Genomic DNA, 17,380 nt, shown 5'->3' with positions numbered 1-17,380 from the left:
CCCCGCGGAGGTGGCGAGCAGGCCGCCGGTCTTCTCCGCCTCGTCCATCAGCTCGAACGCCGCCGCCGCGGTCAGCACACCCGCGCCGAACGCCATCACGACGGCGACCACGTCACGCGGCACGCGCAGGAACCAGGCGACGAGCGCGCCCACCACGAGCGCACCGCCGCCCACCAGTCCCCACAGACCCGCTTCCACCCATTGCGGCACGCTCACATCTTGGCGAAGAACACCTTCAGATCGCCCGCCAGCTGCCGCGGCGAGTCGTGGCCGGAGTAGTGGCCGCCGCGGTCGAACTCCGACCAATGCACCAGGTTGTGGTGGTCGCGCTCGGCGAAGCGGCGGATGGTCTGGAAGTCGTCGCGGAAGATCGCGACACCCATCGGGAACGTCGTCGGCTCGCTCGGGACGTCCTCACGGTGCGCGTCCTCGTAGTACAGGCGCGCCGAGGAGCCCGCGGTGGCGGTGAACCAGTAGATCGACACGTTGGCCAGCAGGAAGTCCCTGGTGACGGCCGGTTCGCCCATCAGCTGCATCGTCCACGCCAGCTGCCCGACGGGGGAGTCCGCGAGCGCGAACGCGACGTTCTGCGGCCGCGCCTGCTGCAGCTTCGCGTAACCCGACATCGACTCCCAGAAGTTCTGCAGCACCCCGAGCCGCCGGAAGTCGTCCTCGGTCAGGCCCTCCATCTCGGCCGGATCACCCGACGGGAACGAGAAGATCTGCGTCACGTGCACACCCGCGACATGGGCCGTGTCTGCCCGCCCGACCTCCGGGGCGATGATCGATCCGGCGTCGTTGCCGTGCACCCCGTACCGCTGGTAGCCCAGCCGCGCCATCAGCTCCGCGAACGCCCTGGCGATGCGTCCGGAGTGCCAGCCGACCTCGGTCGTCGGCCCGGAGAACCCGAAGCCGGGGATCGAGGGGATCACCAGGTGGAAGTTCTCACGCAGCTGCTCGATCACGTCCACGAACTCCATGATCGAACCCGGCCACCCGTGGATCAGCATCAGCGGCAGCGCATCGGCGTTGGAGCTCTTCACGTGCACGAAGTGCACGTTCGCGCCGTCGATCTCGGTGACGAACTGCGGAAACCCGTTGAGCCTGGCCTCGACCGCCCGCCAGTCGAAGTCCTCGGCCCAGTACCGTGCCATCTCCTGGACGTCCGCGACGTCGTCGCCGTAACGCGCGCCGGCCCCCGGCACCTGGTCCGTCCACCGCGTCCGCGCCAAACGGAACCGCAGCTCGTCGACGTCGGCCTCGTCGATTGCGATGTGGAATTCCCTGATCTCCGTCATAACCCCGAGGCTATTGCGCATTGCGGCCAGCTCCTGTCCTAAAGTAGCGGCCATGTTGGAAACCTCGGCACGCCTGCTGCGCCTGCTCGCGCTGCTGCAGTCCCGCCGCGACTGGCAAGGCTCGGAACTGGCCGACGAACTCCAGATCAGCCCCCGCACCGTCCGCCGCGACGTCGACCGCCTGCGCGAGCTCGGCTATCCCGTCAACGCCACCACCGGCAGCTTCGGCGGCTACCGCCTCGGCGCCGGCGCCGAACTACCCCCGCTGCTGCTCGACGACAACGAAGCCGTCGCCGTCGTCGTGGCCCTGCGCACCAGCCCCGTGACGGGCCTGGAGGACGTCTCCCTGCGGGCCCTGCTCAAACTCGAACAGGTCCTGCCCTCCCGGCTGCGCCACCGCGTCTCCGCCCTGGAACACGTCGAGCAGGTGCCCCGCGACACCCCGGCCCCAGCCGTCGACCCCGACCTGCTGTCGACCCTGGCCGCCGTCTGCCGCGACAGCGACACCATCCGCTTCGACTACAACTCCCACGACGGCACCCCGACACGCCGCCGCGTCGAACCCCACCGCCTGGTCAACTGGGGCCGCCGCTGGTACCTCGTCGCCTGGGACGCCGACAAGCAGGACTGGCGCAGCTTCCGCGTGGACCGCATCGGCGCGCCCCACCCCCCGTTCGGCCCCCGCTTCACCCCACGCGAGTTCGACGCCACCACCTACGTCGCGTCCAGGGTGGCCGCGGCCGCATGGCGCTTCCAGGCCCGCGTCCTGGTCCACGCCCCCGCCGAAGCCGTCGCCTCGCGCATCAACGCCGCCGTCGGCACCGTCGAAGCCGTCGACGCCACCTCGTGCGTGCTCGTCACGGGCGCGGACTCCGTGGAAACACTGGCCGTGTGGATCGGCATGCTCGGCTTCGACTTCGAGGTCACCTCACCACCCGAGCTCGTGGCACACGTTCGCTCTCTTGCGGCCCGCTACGCCCGCGCCGTACAAGACTGACCATGGCCATCACCGGACGGGACATCGAGCACCTGCTCTACACCGACACCCCAGACCCGATCATGGTCGTGCACAACGGGGAGACCGAGATCGTGGCGGCCGCTCGGCTCGGCGGCTACACCGGCGCCCTCGTGGTGTGCTCGCGCGCGGAGATCCTGCGACGGGTGGGGGAGCGCGACCTCAGCGAGCAGGATCTCGGGGGATTGGCCGCGGCTCTGACTCAGGCCATACAAGACCCAACTCGGCAGCAGCCGCTCTGGCCCGCTTGAGGATGTCCGGGCTCCTGGCCGTTGCGTGCTCTGCCGCTGGTGAATCCAGCACATCAGGGATAGTCGTCAAACCCGGCACCTGCTCGAACCGAAAGCCTCGTTCGTGCAGCCGCAGCCACGCGTCCACGAAGATCTCGTCGCAGCCGGCGTGGGTTTCAAGTCCGCGCGCCAATTCCAGAATGGCCACGTCATCGCCACCGCGCCCGAGCCGGTCGCACACCTGCCTCCACACGACGTCGGGGTCGGCGACGTCGAGCAAACGCTGCAACACCGGCAGGCACTTCTCGACCGGTGTGGCCATCAACCCGATCAGCGCCGCCGTGACTTCGATGCCGTGCTCGGACGCCAGCGGCGTCACAGCGTCTCGCAAGGTCACGCTGACCTCGTCCAACGTCACGTACGGCTCCGACATCAGCAGCCAATCCGCGTGCCCCTCGTTGTCCCGGATGATCAGGCTCACCGCGAAGCCCCGATCAGCGTCGCGATCCACCCAGAACCACCCCACCACGCTCACCCACTCGCTGGACGAGAGCCGCGACTTCCAGAACAGCGTCAGCCGCCGCCAGTCGTCCAGGCTCAACCCCAGCTCGTCGCCGTAGAGCGTTTCCTTCAGCACCAACGCCAGCACGACCAGGTTCACCGAGTACGTCGCGTCCCGCACCGAGTCCGGCAACGCCACCGGCGCATAACCGCCGCGCGAACCACGGGTCTCGTCCCGCGCGGAGAACAAACGCGACACCAGGTCGAACAACCCGGCCCGGTCGGACTTGTCGGCGAACTCCCGCAGGAAGTCCAGCACCGGATTGCTCGTCGTCAGCGCCATGTACGACAGCACCGAGTACAGGTCGGTGTCGTCCACTGTGGACTTCCTCCGGGAGCGCGCCTCGTCCTCCCTGCGCAGCTCGGTCAGCCGGTCCCAGACGAACCTCGCCACCAGATACTCGCCGAACGTGGCGTGCAGGAACTCGTACGTCCGCAGCTTGGTCTTGTCCTCGCGCACCGCCTCCGTCTTCTGCACGAAGAAGAACCGCCCCAGCACCGTCTCACCCGCAGACAGCGGCGTGCGAGTACCCACCAGCCGATCCGGAGAGCCGACATCGAGCAGCTGAGCCAGGTCCGCGGTCACCTCGTGCTCGGCGATCCATTGCACGCCTCGGGTGAACATCGCGAGCGCCACCACCGACAACCGATCCAGCTCGAACTCGACATCCCCGCTGAGATCAACCTCCGACCGATCGGCGCCGCTCTTGGTCACCTCACGCCGTGCGAACCGGTCCAGCAGCCGCCCGTACAACTGGCCCCGGCTCATGCTGAGGTGATCACGCTGGAACGAGCTGTCGATCGCGTCGTACAACGCCAGCATCAGCAGCAGCAACGGCTGCGAAGCGAGATCGGGGTACTGCAGCACGGTCTCGGCGGGCAGGGGAGGGTTGACCGCGTTCCACACCTCCAGCCACGCCCGCACCTGGTCGTCGGAGAACGGCATCAGCCGCACCACCTGCGTGCCCTGCGGCAACTCCAAGCCCGCGCAGACGCTCAACCGGCTCGTCACCACGAACAACGCCGGCCGGCCCATGTCCTCGAGCTTCTGCTGGAACTCCGCGATGATCGTCAGATAGCGCGTCTGAGTCACACCCGTGGCCTGCAGCAGCTCGTCGAACCCGTCCAGCACCACCAACGGCAGCGCGCCACCGGTCGTGCGGGAGAACTCCGCCCAGCTCACCGGTTCGTGCAGCAACGTGCGCAGGCCGCACTCGATCTGATGCTCCAAGCCCGCGTCCGCGGGCGTGCAGCGCAGCTCCACCCGCACCACGGCGAAGTCCGACGCGGGCAGCCGCGCCGCCAGCATCTCGGTCAGCACCGACTTGCCCGAACCGGGATCACCCAGCACCAGCAGGGGAGCGGACAACGCCTCAGGCGACGTCAGATAGCCCACCAGGTAGGCGTAGAGATCGTCACGGACAGGCACGTCGTCCCACCACGCGAGCAGTGACGGCGCCCCGGTCCGCTCCGTGCTGATCACCACCTGGAACCGCGGGTCGATGTAGGCGTCAGCCAGGCTCGGGATCCGCACGCCCTCCGGCACCTCGGTCGACTTCGCCAGCGGCCGCCGCAACGCACCCCGGTAGGCGCCGGCCAGCTCGGTCAGCCGCACGTCGGGGGTCAGGTCGGTCGTGGTGTCGCGCAGCACCTCCTCCAGCCGCCCCAACGCCCTGCGTACCGACCGTCCGTCCTCGACCGCACACCAGAACCTGACCTCGGGATACTCGGCGGCGAGCTGGCCGAGCAACTCCTGATACCGCTCCACCGCGCGCACCGGAGCGCGGCGCAGGACGGCCTCCCGCACACGGTCGCGTTCGGTCTCGTTGAGGTCGTCCCAGGAGGCCGAACTCGTCACGACATCGAGAAGGCTGACGCCAAGACGTTCGTACAGAGGCCGCAGAGCCGCCAGGTTCTCCTCGTACGGGCGGCCCACCGACGGGAGCGGAAGATTCAGCTCCCACGGGTTGTACTGCACGACGAGCCCGCGATTTTTCGCCGTGGCCTTCAGCCTGATCTGCTGTTCCTCGAACGCCTCGAAGAACGCCGTCATCACCAGCACCGCGTGTGCGGCGTGCAGCTGCTGCGTGCGGGTGTACCGACTGACGCCACGGCGCTTGGCGGAGACCTTGGAGATCAGCTCGTTGCTGAGACGGATGAAGTCCGGCTTGGCGTCGAAGAGGTCCAGCACCTGCCACAGTCCCAACGAGCCCGCCAGCAGCGCCCCGCCCAGCAGCTTGTCCATGGCGGCGACGATCGGGTGGTCGCGGCCGCCGAGGATCTTCACGGCCTCGTTGTAGCTGTAGGTCTTTCGCACCCGAAGTGTCTACCTGACCGCAGACGTCCTCAGCCCGAGAACAACACCAAAAGACCAATCGCGACCAGCACCACCGGCAGGGCGATGTGGCCCCACTTGGCCAGTGCCCGCGCCACGACCTGACGCGATGCCAGGAACCAGCCTGCCAGGCACCAGACGCCCACCAGGATCAGGAACACCACGACGTAGACCCACAGCGAGTCCGCGACGGTGAAGACCGGTACATAGACGCCGATGTTGTCGCCGCCGTTCGCGAGCGTCACACCGGCGACGGCGAGGACGCCGGGAGCGGCCTCCGGTTCGTCGGAGTCGTCGGAGCCGCGCCACAGCGACCAGGCGGCCTTGAGGCCGAGCGCCAGGGGAATGAGCCCCAGCCACGGACGGAACTGTTCGGGGAGCAGCGACGCGCCGAGCGCGCCGACCACCGCGACCGCGAGGATGCCCGCGAAGCCCAGGTACTGGCCTGCGACCACCTGCCACACCGAGCGAGCCCGCGCGAAGAACAGCGCCAGAAGCACCAGGTCGTCGACGTTCGTCACCGCGAACATGCCCGCTGCCTGCCCGATCACCCCAAGATCCACGGCCGCATTCTCGTACACCCCATGAACCGGATAGCCAATCCGCATCTGTGCTAGCGTCAACCTCAGCAAGTGGATGAGCTATCCGCATTGGAGAGTGTCATGGCACGCAGAGCAGTCGTCACCGCCGGAACCGGAGGCATCGGGCTGGAGACAGCCCTGGGACTCGCCAAAGCCGGATACGCGGTCACCGTCGTCGGGCGCAACGCCGAACGCGGGGCGCGGGCCGTCGAGAGGATCAACGCAGGGGGAGGGGAGCCCGCACGGTTCACGCAGGCCGACCTCGCCTCGCTCGACGAAGTGCGCGGCCTGGCCGAGCGGATCACCGCGGAAGGAGAGCTGGACGTACTGGTCAACAACGTCGGCGCGATGTTCGAGGACCACACGGAACTCGGCGGCGTCGAGGCGTCGTTCGTGGTCAACCACCTCTCGCCCTACCTGCTGACCGAGCTGCTGCTACCCGTGCTGTCGGGCCGGATCGTGAACGTGACGTCGGGCTCCGTCGTCCTGGCCAAGAAGGTGTTCGACCAGGTCGAGCCACCCGGCGGGTACTACGGCTTCCACTGGTACGCGCGCGCCAAGCTCGCGAACCTCGCCTACACGCTCGACCTCGCCCGGCGACTCGAAGGCAGTGGCGTGTCGGTGTTCGCGGCCGACCCCGGCGGCGCGGCGACCGACATGACCGACGGCACCATGCGCAAGCCCAAGATCGTCTCGCCAGGACTGCGGCTGCTCTGGCCGCTGGTGCGGCGCAAGCTCGAACGGTCAACCTCGGGACCCGCGTCCGTCGCGGCGCGCCCCTCGATCACGGCCGCCACCGACGACACGCTCAGATCCGGCACGGTGATCGGCCCACAGGCCACACCCGTGACACCGATTCGTGCAGCGACAGACCCGAAGAACATCGCAGCCGTACGCAAGCTCAGCCAGCGGCACGCACCACTCGTCCGCGTTCCGGATGGCATATCCAATTAAGCTGGTCGCATGACGCCGCTGAGAAAGGACGCAGCCCGCAACTGGGACCGCATCGTCACCGTCGCCAGAGAACTCGTCGACGAAGGCACCCCGCTGCAGCTCAACGACGTCGCACGCCGCGCGGGACTGGGCGTCGGCACGGTCTACCGGCACTTCCCGACCACCGAAGCGCTGCTCGAAACCGTCGCCACGCCCTGCCTCGAAGCACTCGCCGACCACGGCGACCAAGCACTCAAGGACGACGACGCTTGGAGAGCCTTCTCCAGCTTCCTCACCCGGCTCGTCGAAGCCCAGGTCAGCGACCCGTCACTGGCCAAAGTCTCCGCCACCGCCGAAGACGTCCTGCCGCGCACCACCGAACTCAAACAACAGCTCATGGCAACCGGCACCGAACTGCTCACCCGCGCCCGCACGGCCGGAGCAGTCCGCCCCGACCTGGCCGACGGCGACCTCATCCCACTCATGTGCGGAGTCGCCTACGCCACCTACGTCCACAGCGACAGCCCGGCCGACCGGCTCCCCACCGCACGCCGCTACGTCGACACCCTGCTCCGAGGCCTAAGCGCCTGACCGCGGGGGACCAGCCGCCACGAACGACCGCAACTCGTCCAGATCACGCGCACCACCGTCGGTCGTCATCCACGTCACGCCGGCCTCCTCGTACTCCTCCACCTCCTCCGGCAACACGCCACCACCCCAGATCACCACGTCACCGTCAGCCGGCCCGCCCGACGCCACGAAGTCCGCCTTCAACCGGGCCGCGTCACCGGGGGAGAGCACGACCAACTCGCCATCCTCGAACGTCGCCGGGACGACACCCGCCGCGTGCGCCGCCGCACGGAAAGGCGTCGCGCGAGGCCAGATCCCTCCCACCCAGATCGGCACCTCCACCGGCGCGAACTGAACACCCGACGCCTGGAACACCGCACCGCGGTGATCCACCACCTCGCCCGACAACAACGCGCGCACCAACTCCACACCCTCGGACATCGCCTCGGCCCGCGAGACACGTTCACCGAAGGGGGAGTAGTCCTGCGGCACACCCGCACCCACACCGAGCACCAACCGGCCACCCGAAAGCCGCTGCAACGTCGACGCCTCCTGCGCCACCTTCCACGGACGCCGACGCCCCAACGACGTCACCAACGGCCCCAACCGCAACGACGACGTCCGGGCCGCCACCGCACCCAACGTCACCCAGGGATCGGCCACGACGGGTTCACCTGGAACCACCACGTGATCCCACAGGAAGAACCCGTCCCACCCCGCCTCCTCCGCGGCAACGGCGAGCGACACCAGCACCGACGGATCACCGAGCGATGAACCGAAGCACGGAACATAGATCGCATAACGCATGCCCCGAGTGTGGCAAGCACCCCCGACAAGATCGTCCTAACGCGGCGGACCAGCGGAAATGTACGAACGCAGCTCCTCGAGCGACGCCTTCCACCCGTCCAGCAACAACCACGTCGCCCCAGCGTCCGCGTACTCCGACACCTCCGCCGCCGACGGCCGCGCCCCACCACCCCAGATCGCCAGCTCACCATCAGCAGGCCCACCGGCAGCGACGAAATCAGCCTTCATCCGCGCCGCCTGCTCAGCAGACGCCACCGCGAACCCGCCCGACCCGTCCTGAATGATCGGGAACAACCCCGACGCGTGCGACGCCGCCAGAAACGGCACCTTCCGCGGCCAGATCCCCGACGTCCACACCGGCACCTCCACCGGCGCGAACTGCACCCCGGACACGTCGAACGCATCGCCGTGATGCTCAACAGGCTTGCCCGACAACAACTTCTGCACCAACTCAACGCCCTCGGTCATCCGCGCCGCCCGCGACCGCGCATCCGACGCCTCACCGAACGACGTGTAATCCCGAGGCACACCCATACCCACACCGAGCACCAACCGGCCACCCGACAACCGCTGCAACGTCGACGCCTCAAGAGCGAGCTTCCACGGACGACGCCGGGGGACAGGCGTGATCATCGGACCAAGCGTGATCGACGACGTCCGCGCCGCCACCGCACCCAGAGTCACCCACGGATCAGCGACAAGCGGCTGCGCGACCACGTGATCCCACATGAAGAAGCCGTCCCACCCGGCCGCCTCCGCCTCAACAGCCAGCGAACACAACACCTCGGGATCGCTGTAAGTGTCGCCGTAACAGGGCACGTAGATCGCAAAACGCATGCGGGGGAGTCTGCCTCACGGCCCGACACCTGTCGCACCGTCGATCTGCTCCCGCAGGATGTCCGCGTGACCGGCGTGCCGGGCCGTCTCGGTCAGCACGTGCACCAGGACGTTGAAGAGCATCACGTCAGGACGCGGCCACCACGGCACATGACCAGAGGAGTCGACCGCGAGCGCGGAGATCGTCGCATCCGAGTGCGCCCACACACGCCGATAGCGATCGACGACGTCCTCACGCGTCTCCTGCTCGGTCGCCCACATGTCCGTGCCACGTGCCGCGAGGTCGTCCCACCGCGGCAACGGCTCAGGAAACGGCCGGCCGAACACCTCGCCGAAGTACCGCGACTCCCACAACGCCAGATGCTTCACCAGGCCCAGCAGATTCGTGCCGCTGTCAGTCAACGGCCGGCGCACGTCCGGCTCGGCAAGACCATCGAGCTTCCACACGACCGCCTGGCGCAACTCACGCAGGTCGCTGTGCAGGTACTCCTTGGCGAACTCATCGATCATGAAGGCGGAGCCTGCCACGAGCCTCTATCGCCACGGTGACGTAATGCCGCATCTCCTCGACCCGGAACCGGCAGCTTTGGAGCGACGGTCGCGGGTGTCACAGCCGAGCGGACAAGCCGAGGAACTCCGGCAGCGGCCCGCGTGCCCCAAGACGAGCCCTCGCCGACAACGACGTCAGCACACGGCTGCACACGAACCACGGCACGCACGCCAGGAACCGGCCCAGTCCAGGCACGGCAGGAGAGCCCTCCGGAGAAGGTCAGATCCACGTTACTTGACATAATGTAGATTATCGGCGAAACGGCGACCTGTGAAGATCGTCATCAGAAGGGGCTGAAACGGCCGTGTTGAGGCGTCTGCAAGCGCCGGCCAGCGGGCAGGCTGGCTGCACTTGCAGACGCACAACATCTGAACCTCGGCGATGTCGGAGCGCGGTCGACACCGACGTGTCGTCAGTGAGACGTACGCACCGGGGCGTCATTACGCTCACGATCCCCGATAAGTGACGCCACCTGGTCCAGCGCCGCTCAAAACCCGGCGAAACGGACATTTCATGCATAATCGCCATTATCCAGCACGGAACACGGGGATTGTCGGTGCTGTGCGGTACAAGATCCATATGCACGTGCTCGCCGCCCAGGACGCCTTCTTCCTCGCCCGCCGGACCCGCAAGGACTCACCGCACACAACGGCGGCCTACCACCGCGATCTCGCCGGCGTGAACACACTCCTGGCCGAGACGCTCCTCTCCCCCGTCGAGGACCTCACCATCGGAGACCTCACCGGCTCGAACCTGCGGAAGGCGTTCGGGCTGTTCGCGGACACCCACGCCAAGAGCTCCGTGCTGCGGGCCTGGTCGACGTGGAACCAGTTCCTGACGTTCTGCGTGGCCGAGGATCTCATCGCCGGCAACCCGATGGGCGCGATCGCTCGCCCCAAGACCCCTCCGCTCGTCCCCAAACCGCTGCGTGGCGAGGACACGCCGGAACAGCTGCTCACGGCGGCCGCGGAGGGTGCTCGGCAGGGCCGGGACCCGTGGCCGGAACGGGACGTGCTGGTCATCGCGCTGGGCCTGGTCGCGGGACTGCGCAGCGCTGAGATGCGGACGCTCACGTTGGCGAGCATCGTCGGACGGGAAGGTGATCGCCGGTTGCACGTGAAGGGCAAGGGCAACCGCGACAGGAGTGTCCCGATCGAGCCGCCGATGGAACGCATCGTCGACGCCTACCTCCTGAGCTGCAAGCAGCGTTTCCCGCAGGGCCGCTTCGACCGCGACAGTGCGCTGCTCAGAGACCGTCATGGTGAGCCGATCGGGCGGGGCGGCCTGGAGTACCTGGTGAAGTCGTGCTTCAGGTGGGCTGGCCTGAACGACAGGGTGCCTACGGGTGCGAATCTGCACGCGTTGAGGCACACGTTCGCCACCAGGCTCGCTGAGGACGGGGCGTCGGCGAGCGAGATCATGGCGTTGCTCGGTCATGCGAGTTTGGCGACGAGTCAGAACTACATCGAGGCGACCGCGCGGGAGCGCAGGGCCGCGGTGGCGAGCAATCGGACGTATCGGGCGCTGAAGGACATCTAGCCGGGCTCCACTGCGATAGGGCACTCTCGGCTAAAAGACCACGAGCCAGGGGTCGCTCAGTTGCCGGATCGTTAGGCCAAGTGGGTGACCTGATAGTGCGAAAACCGCATTTCAGGGGTACCCAATGAGAATGAGATCCGTGTGGCGTGGGGCCATCTCCTTCGGGTTGGTGACGATCGCCGTGCGCCTCTACACGGCTGTCGAGGAGCACGACTTCCGTTTCAACCAGGTGCACCGGGAGGACGGCGGGCGCATCAAGTACAAGCGTGTCTGCTCGGTGTGCGGCAACGAGGTGGAGTATTCGGACATCACCAAGGGCTATGAGCTGGACGACGGCCGGATGGTGATCATGGAGAACGAGGACTTCGAGAAGCTGCCGGTGAAGACCGACAAGTCGATCGACGTCCTGGAGTTCGTGCCCGCGGAGGAGATCGATCCGATCTACTTCCAGAAGACTTACTACCTGGAGCCGGACAAGGCCGCGGCGCGGCCGTACGTGTTGCTCAGGGATGCGTTGGTGAAGACGGGGCAGCTGGCGGTCGTGAAGATCACGATCCGGCAGAAGGAGACGCTGGCGACGATCCGGGCGCGCGATGACGTGCTGGTGATGCACACGATGTTGTGGCCGGGCGAGATTCGCAAGGCGGAGTTCGACTTCCTGGACCAGAACGTCGAGGTGCGGCCGCAGGAGTTGAAGATGGCGACGTCGCTGGTGGAGTCGATGGCTGGGGACTTCGATCCGGACACGTTCACCGACGACTACCGGGATGCGCTGGAGAAGGTCATCGCGGCGAAGGCGGAGGGTGCTGAGTTGCCCGAGCAGCCGGAGGCCGAGGAGAAGGGCGATGTCATCGATCTGATGACGGCTCTGGAGCGCAGTGTGGAGAAGGCGAAGGCCGGTCGGAAGAGCGCGTCGAAGAAGGCTCCGCCGAAGAAGAAGGCCTCGTCGGCGTAGATGGCCGGGCTCGACGAGTACCGGCGCAAGCGGGATCCGGCGAAGACGCCGGAGCCCGTGCCGAATGCTGATGAGCTTCCGCACGGTGGCAATGACACGTTTGTAATTCAGGAGCATCACGCGAGCAGCTTGCATTGGGACGTGCGGCTGGAACGTGATGGTGTGCTGGTGTCGTGGGCGGTGCCGAAGGGGCTTCCGCCGACGACTGATGTCGTGCGGCTGGCGGTGCACACCGAGGATCATCCGCTGGAGTACGCGGAGTTCTCCGGGGAGATTCCGAAGGGTGAGTACGGCGGCGGTTCGATGTTCATCTGGGACCGCGGTCGCTACGAGACGGTGAAGTGGTCGGACCGCGAGGTCGACGTGGTGCTGCACGGTCATCGCGTGCAGGGTCAGTTCGTGTTCTTCCGGTCGGGCAAGGACGACAAGAACTGGATGATGAAGCGCCGGCACGCTGCGGCGCGGCCGGACTGGAAGACCCTGCCTGAACAGCTCAAGCCGATGCTGGCTGTGCCCGGTCCCCTCCCCCACGACGATGATGATCTTTGGGCGTACGAGTTCAAGTGGGACGGTGTGCGGGCGATCCTGCGGGTCGAGGGTGGCCGTGTGCAGGCGTGGTCCAGGCTCGGTAACGACATCACGGTCGCTATCCCGAGCTGCAGGGCGTTGGCGAGCAGCTGGGTGCCACTGAGGCTCTGCTGGACGGTGAGATCGTCGCGTTGCAGAACGGCAGGCCGAGTTTCAGCGCGTTGCAGAACCGGATGCACGTGAGCAAGGCCGATGCCGCGCGCAAGGCGGCGAGGCAGTACCCGATCACCCTCCTGCTGTTCGATCTCTTGCACCTGGACGGCAGCTCGACGCTGCAGTTGCCGTTTCGGCAGCGTCGTGAGTTGCTCAGGGAGCTCGAACTGCGGGGTCCGAACTGGCTGACTCCCCCGTCCTACGACGACGACGGCGCCTCGGTGCTGGCGGCGAGCCGGGAGCAGGGTTTGGAGGGTGTGGTCGCGAAACGGCTGGATTCGGCCTATCAGCCGGGGATGCGGTCGCCGGTGTGGCGCAAGATCACGGACCTGATGGCGCAGGAGGTGGTGATCGGCGGCTGGCGGATGGGTGAAGGCAAGCGTGCTGGTGTGGTCGGTGCGTTGCTGCTGGGTATCCCGCAGGACGGTGGGCTGGCGTTCGCGGGTTCGGTGGGCACTGGGTTCAACGACGCGGAGCTGGCGGTGTTGACGCCGCGGCTGAAGGCGTTGGGGCGCAAGACGTCCCCGTTCGTGACGGACATGCCGCGGGAACGGGCGAAGGGTGCGAAGTGGGTCGAGCCGGAGCTGGTGGCGGAGGTGGTGTTCCGGCAGTGGACGCCGGACGGGCGGATGCGGTTTCCGGCGTGGCGGGGGTTGCGGCCGGACAAGTCGCCCGAGGAGGTGCGTCGCGTTGAGCAGTGACACTCCGAGGGATGTCACCGTGCGGGTCGAGGACCGGGTGCTGAAGCTGACGAACCTGGACAAGGTGCTGTATCCGGAGTTCGGGTTCACCAAGGGTGAGGTGATCGACTACTACACGCGGGTCGCTGGTGTGCTGCTCCCCCATCTCAAGGATCGTCCGGTGACGTTGAAGCGCTATCCCAACGGAGTCGACGGGAAGTGGTTCTTCGAGAAGAACGCGTCGGAGCACCGTCCGGACTGGGTGCGGACGATGCGGCTGGAGTCGCCGGGCAGTTCGCGGGGCAACGAGACGGTCAACTACGTGATGGTGGACGAGTTGGCGACGTTGGTGTGGCTGGCGAATCTGGCGGCGTTGGAGCTGCACGTGCCGCAGTGGACGGTGGGTCCGCGTGGGGGCAAGCGGGATCCGGATCTGCTGGTGTTCGACCTGGATCCGGGTGCGCCGGCGACGGTCGTGGAGTGCTGCCGGGTCGCTGAGCAGGTGCGGATGGTGCTCGACGACGACGGTGTGGACTCGTGGGCCAAGACGTCGGGCAACAAGGGCATGCAGGTGTACGCATATGCGCCGGCGAAGGACACCGCCGAGTACGCGAAGGAGGTGGCGCGGCGGCTCGCCAAGGACATGCCGGAGCTGGTGGTGGCGACGATGGCGAAGGCGCAGCGCACGGGGAAGGTGTTCATCGACTGGTCGCAGAACAACACGGCGAAGACGACGGTGGCGCCGTACTCGTTGCGGGCTCGTGAGCGGCCGACGGTGTCGACGCCGATCACGTGGGACGAGGTCGAGGAGTGCCAGGTGCCGGAGGATCTGGTGTTCACGGCGGACGAGGTGCTGGACCGGGTCGATGCGGCGGGTGACCTGTTCGGCAGTTGATATTCTGGCCGACTGCCTACGAGGGGGACGCCGTGAACATCGAGCTGGCCGACTACGACCCCGCGTGGCCGGGTCTCTTCGAGCGGGAACGCTCCAGGATCCTCGGCGTGCTGCCGGACGCCGAGCTGGAGCACGTGGGGGCGACGTCGGTGCCGGGGCTGTGTGCGAAGCCGGTGATCGATCTGTTGCTGGTGGTGGACGATCCGCGTGACGAGGCGTCGTACGTGCCCACGCTGGAGGCCGCCGGGTATCGGGTGACGGTGCGGGAGGACGACTGGCACGACCACCGGATCCTCAAAGGCCCTGATACGAACGTGAATCTGCACGTGTTCCCGCGTGGGTGTGCGCAGGTCCGCAGGCATCTGATCTTCCGGGACTGGTTGCGCGACAACGAGGACGACCGGGAGCTGTACGCGCGGGTGAAACGGAAGCTGGCGGCGCAGGACTGGGACCGGGTGCAGGACTACGCGGCGGCGAAGAACGAGGTGGTGCTGGAGATCCTCGAGCGCGCCTACCTGGCGTGGCGGGCGCCGTCGGACGACGTGGAGTACGTGACCGAGATGCCGTCGGGGAACGTGCGGATCACGTTGGAGGACTACAACCCCGCGTGGCCTGACTGGTATGCGCGGGAGGAGGCACGGATCCGGGGCGCGCTGGGGCCGGCCGTGGTGCGGCTGGAGCACGTGGGGTCGACGTCGGTTCCCGGGCTGGCAGCGAAGCCGTTGATCGACGTCCTGCTGGTGGTGCCGGATTCCGACGACGAGGACGCCTATGTGCCCGCGTTGGTGGAGGCGGGTTACTACCTGCGGTTGCGGGAGCCGGGCTGGTATCGGCACCGGTTGCTGAAGGACTCGGATCCGGAGGTGAACCTGCACGTCTTCTCCCCCGCGTGTGAGGAGGTCGATCGGATGCTGGTGTTCCGGGATCGGCTGCGGGAGCGTGCGGACGAGCGGGCCGAGTACGAGGCGGTGAAGCGGGAGCTGGCGGCGCGGGCGTGGGATCGGGTCCAGGACTACGCGGACGAGAAGACGCGGGTGGTGGAGCGGATCATCCTGCGCGCGTTGAGCTGAGTCCGAAGCGGCGCCGGTAGGCCGAGGGCGTGAGGCCGGTCTCGCGGCGCATCAGGGCGCGGAGGTTGGCGGCGGTGCCGAGTCCGGTGCGGCGGGCGACGACGTCGAAGCGCGACTCCCCCAGTTCGATGAGCCTGCGGGCGAGGGTGATCCGTTCCGCGGTGAGCCACGCGAGCGGTGTGGTGCCGAGTTGTGCCTGGAAGCGGCGGTGCAGTGTCGCGGGGCTGACTGCCGCGTGTGTTGCCAGCGAGGTCACGGTGAGGGTGGTGTCGAGGCGTTGCTGGGCCCAGGCCAGGACGGGTGCGAGGGACTCGTCGGGCAGGTCGGGTACGGGCCGTTCGACGAACTGGCGTTGGCCGCCGTCACGGTGGGCGGCGAAGACGAGGCGGCGGCTCACGGAGCTGGCGATCTCGGCGCCGTGGTCGCGGCGGACGATGTGCAGGCCGAGGTCGAGGGCGGCGGCGCTGCCCGCGGAGGTGAGGATGTCGCCGTTGTCGACGAAGAGCACGTCCGGTTCAAGCGTCACGGCGGGGAATCGGGTGCGGAAGTCCTCTGCCCACTGCCAGTGCGCGGTGGCGCGGCGTCCGTCGAGGACGCCGGCTTCGGCGAGGGTGAAGGCGCCGCTGCAGAAGCCGACGAGGCGGGTGCCGCGGGTGTGGGCGCGGCGGATGGCGTCGAGCACGGCGGGGCGGCGGGGTGCTTCGACGTTGGGGCGGTTGGGGACGATCAGGGTGTCGGCGGTGTCGGTCGCGTCGAGGTCGGCGACTCCGGTGAGGGTGAAGAACCCGTCGCGCATGAGCGTGTGCGGCTCGGGTGAGCACAGACGGAAGTCGTAGAGGTCGCGGCCGATCTCGGGGCGGTGCAGGCCGAAGATCTCGGTCGCGCAGCCGAGCTCGAAGGGGTTCGAGTTCTCGTCCACGATCACGACGACCCGGTGCGAGGATTCTTGCGACATGTGCGATTCCTAGCACTCACGGTCGTCGCGCGACAGAGGCAGGCTGAGGTTCGTGAACAGCGAACCCATTGCCCTCAGTCAGGCCTTGGCCTCTTTCGACGCCGTGTGGAGCCCTCGGATCGTCACGCGGGTGAACGACTACGACGTGCGTGTCGCCAAGGTCGCCGGCGAGCACGTTTGGCACGTCCACGACCACACCGACGAGTTCTTCCTGGTGCTCGACGGTGAACTGCACATCTCACTGCGCGAGCCCGGCGGGGAGCGCACGGTCGTGCTCGCCCAGGGCGCGGTGTTCACGGTGCCGCGAGGGACGTACCACAAGCCGCATGCCCCGTCCGTGGCCTCGATTCTGATGTTCGAACCCACCGGGACGCTGACTGTGGGCGATCGTCACGACGAGGTCCCCGGCCACGTGGACGCGACGACAGGGCACGAACTGCACTCCTGAGTGCCGGTGGTGCGCAAGAATCACGCGCTGTGAGGTTCGGGGTGCTGGGGCCGGTCGAGGTGCGGGACGAGTCGGGGGCGGTGATCGCCGTTCCCGCTCCCCGGCAACGGGCCCTGCTCGCGATGCTCGCCTTGGACGCGGGCCGGATCGTCGGCCACGACCGGCTGCTCGACGGCCTGTATCCCGAACCGCCGTCCGGGGCGGCGAACGCGCTGCAGTCGCAGGTCTCCCGGTTGCGCAAGGCCGTGCCGGGGCTGGTGATCGAGCACCACCCCGCCGGCTACCGGCTCGTCGCCGAACCGTCCGAAGTGGACTCCGTGCTGTGCGTCGAGCTGCTCGCGGCCGGACGTGGCGCCGAGGCGCTGCGGCTGTGGCGTGGC

19 protein-coding genes and 1 pseudogene are annotated in these 17,380 nt (G+C 67.8%); 12 read left to right on the top strand and 8 right to left on the bottom strand.

The annotated features are described in order from the left end of the window. Both FXN61_RS35525 and FXN61_RS35520 read right to left on the bottom strand, forming a co-directional pair. Positions 1-210 (bottom strand): annotated as a pseudogene (locus FXN61_RS35525) (ZIP family zinc transporter); the annotation flags it as partial. Positions 211-212: 2 nt separating this feature from the next. Next, positions 213-1,298, bottom strand: a complete 1,086-nt coding sequence (locus FXN61_RS35520; RefSeq protein WP_246292410.1) for an epoxide hydrolase family protein — start codon at positions 1,296-1,298, stop codon at positions 213-215. A gap of 52 nt (positions 1,299-1,350) precedes the next feature. Between FXN61_RS35520 and FXN61_RS35515 the strand changes: the two genes are divergently transcribed. Together FXN61_RS35515 and FXN61_RS35510 are read left to right on the top strand one after the other, a co-directional pair. After that, positions 1,351-2,295, top strand: coding sequence for a helix-turn-helix transcriptional regulator (locus FXN61_RS35515; RefSeq protein ID WP_167978315.1), 945 nt, complete (start codon positions 1,351-1,353; stop codon positions 2,293-2,295). A 2-nt stretch (positions 2,296-2,297) separates the two neighbouring features. Then, positions 2,298-2,564, top strand: coding sequence for a hypothetical protein (locus tag FXN61_RS35510; RefSeq protein ID WP_167978314.1), 267 nt, complete (start codon positions 2,298-2,300; stop codon positions 2,562-2,564). Here the strand turns inward: FXN61_RS35510 and FXN61_RS51025 are convergent. Then, on the bottom strand, positions 2,476-5,421 hold the full coding sequence (locus tag FXN61_RS51025; RefSeq protein WP_223165732.1) for an NACHT domain-containing protein: 2,946 nt from the start codon (positions 5,419-5,421) through the stop codon (positions 2,476-2,478). The genes FXN61_RS35510 and FXN61_RS51025 overlap by 89 nt on opposite strands. 29 nt (positions 5,422-5,450) lie before the next feature. Then, positions 5,451-6,002, bottom strand: a complete 552-nt coding sequence (locus FXN61_RS35500; protein WP_167978313.1) for a cadmium resistance transporter — start codon at positions 6,000-6,002, stop codon at positions 5,451-5,453. 99 nt (positions 6,003-6,101) lie between these two features. Between FXN61_RS35500 and FXN61_RS35495 the strand changes: the two genes are divergently transcribed. Further along, complete coding sequence (locus FXN61_RS35495; RefSeq protein WP_167978312.1) at positions 6,102-6,974, top strand: SDR family NAD(P)-dependent oxidoreductase; 873 nt, start codon at positions 6,102-6,104, stop codon at positions 6,972-6,974. 9 nt (positions 6,975-6,983) lie between these two features. Then, on the top strand, positions 6,984-7,544 hold the full coding sequence (locus tag FXN61_RS35490; protein WP_167978311.1) for a TetR/AcrR family transcriptional regulator: 561 nt from the start codon (positions 6,984-6,986) through the stop codon (positions 7,542-7,544). On the opposite strand, the gene FXN61_RS35485 is transcribed toward FXN61_RS35490, so the two are convergent. The 3 genes from FXN61_RS35485 to FXN61_RS35475 are packed head-to-tail and all read right to left on the bottom strand — an operon-like array spanning position 7,533 to position 9,677. Beyond that, positions 7,533-8,330: an LLM class flavin-dependent oxidoreductase gene (locus FXN61_RS35485; protein WP_167978310.1), complete on the bottom strand. Its 798-nt coding sequence runs from the start codon at positions 8,328-8,330 to the stop codon at positions 7,533-7,535. The two genes, FXN61_RS35490 and FXN61_RS35485, sit on opposite strands and share 12 nt — an antisense overlap. 36 nt (positions 8,331-8,366) lie before the next feature. After that, a complete protein-coding gene (locus FXN61_RS35480; protein ID WP_167978309.1) occupies positions 8,367-9,167 on the bottom strand; it encodes an LLM class flavin-dependent oxidoreductase in 801 nt (266 codons plus the stop codon). 15 nt (positions 9,168-9,182) lie between these two features. Then, positions 9,183-9,677, bottom strand: a complete 495-nt coding sequence (locus tag FXN61_RS35475; protein ID WP_167978308.1) for a DinB family protein — start codon at positions 9,675-9,677, stop codon at positions 9,183-9,185. Positions 9,678-10,278: 601 nt separating this feature from the next. On the opposite strand from FXN61_RS35475, the gene FXN61_RS35470 reads away from it, so the two are divergent. The 6 genes from FXN61_RS35470 (at position 10,279) to FXN61_RS53280 (ending at position 15,597) form a co-directional block, all read left to right on the top strand. Beyond that, on the top strand, positions 10,279-11,256 hold the full coding sequence (locus FXN61_RS35470) for a tyrosine-type recombinase/integrase (RefSeq protein WP_167978307.1): 978 nt from the start codon (positions 10,279-10,281) through the stop codon (positions 11,254-11,256). Between the two features lie 130 nt (positions 11,257-11,386). After that, positions 11,387-12,211 carry a non-homologous end joining protein Ku gene (gene ku / locus FXN61_RS35465; protein WP_167978306.1) on the top strand — a complete coding sequence of 275 codons (825 nt, stop codon included), beginning with the start codon at positions 11,387-11,389 and terminating at the stop codon, positions 12,209-12,211. Beyond that, a complete protein-coding gene (locus FXN61_RS55850) occupies positions 12,212-12,982 on the top strand; it encodes a DNA polymerase ligase N-terminal domain-containing protein (RefSeq protein ID WP_312878238.1) in 771 nt (256 codons plus the stop codon). Then, the gene (locus tag FXN61_RS55845) at positions 12,931-13,653 is read left to right on the top strand and encodes an ATP dependent DNA ligase (RefSeq protein WP_312878237.1); all 723 of its coding nucleotides are present in this window, start codon (positions 12,931-12,933) and stop codon (positions 13,651-13,653) included. The genes FXN61_RS55850 and FXN61_RS55845 overlap by 52 nt, the downstream gene beginning before the upstream one ends. Continuing rightward, on the top strand, positions 13,643-14,527 hold the full coding sequence (ligD, locus tag FXN61_RS35455; RefSeq protein WP_167978305.1) for a non-homologous end-joining DNA ligase: 885 nt from the start codon (positions 13,643-13,645) through the stop codon (positions 14,525-14,527). The genes FXN61_RS55845 and ligD overlap by 11 nt, the downstream gene beginning before the upstream one ends. Before the next feature lie 32 nt (positions 14,528-14,559). Next, a complete protein-coding gene (locus FXN61_RS53280; protein WP_312878236.1) occupies positions 14,560-15,597 on the top strand; it encodes a GrpB family protein in 1,038 nt (345 codons plus the stop codon). Here the strand turns inward: FXN61_RS53280 and FXN61_RS35440 are convergent. After that, positions 15,575-16,552: a GlxA family transcriptional regulator gene (locus FXN61_RS35440; protein WP_167978304.1), complete on the bottom strand. Its 978-nt coding sequence runs from the start codon at positions 16,550-16,552 to the stop codon at positions 15,575-15,577. The genes FXN61_RS53280 and FXN61_RS35440 overlap by 23 nt on opposite strands. 52 nt (positions 16,553-16,604) lie before the next feature. Here FXN61_RS35440 and FXN61_RS35435 point away from each other — a divergent pair, with 52 nt between their 5' ends. Beyond that, positions 16,605-17,000: a cupin domain-containing protein gene (locus tag FXN61_RS35435; RefSeq protein ID WP_167978303.1), complete on the top strand. Its 396-nt coding sequence runs from the start codon at positions 16,605-16,607 to the stop codon at positions 16,998-17,000. 29 nt (positions 17,001-17,029) lie between these two features. Next, positions 17,030-17,380: AfsR/SARP family transcriptional regulator (locus tag FXN61_RS35430; protein WP_312878234.1), on the top strand; the 351-nt coding region annotated here is incomplete at its 3' end.

Source organism: Lentzea indica (assembly GCF_012184385.1).
Lineage (GTDB): Bacteria > Actinomycetota > Actinomycetes > Mycobacteriales > Pseudonocardiaceae > Lentzea > Lentzea indica.
The sequence above is the reverse complement of the archived record's forward strand: the minus strand, read 5'-3'. Positions and strand labels throughout refer to the sequence as shown.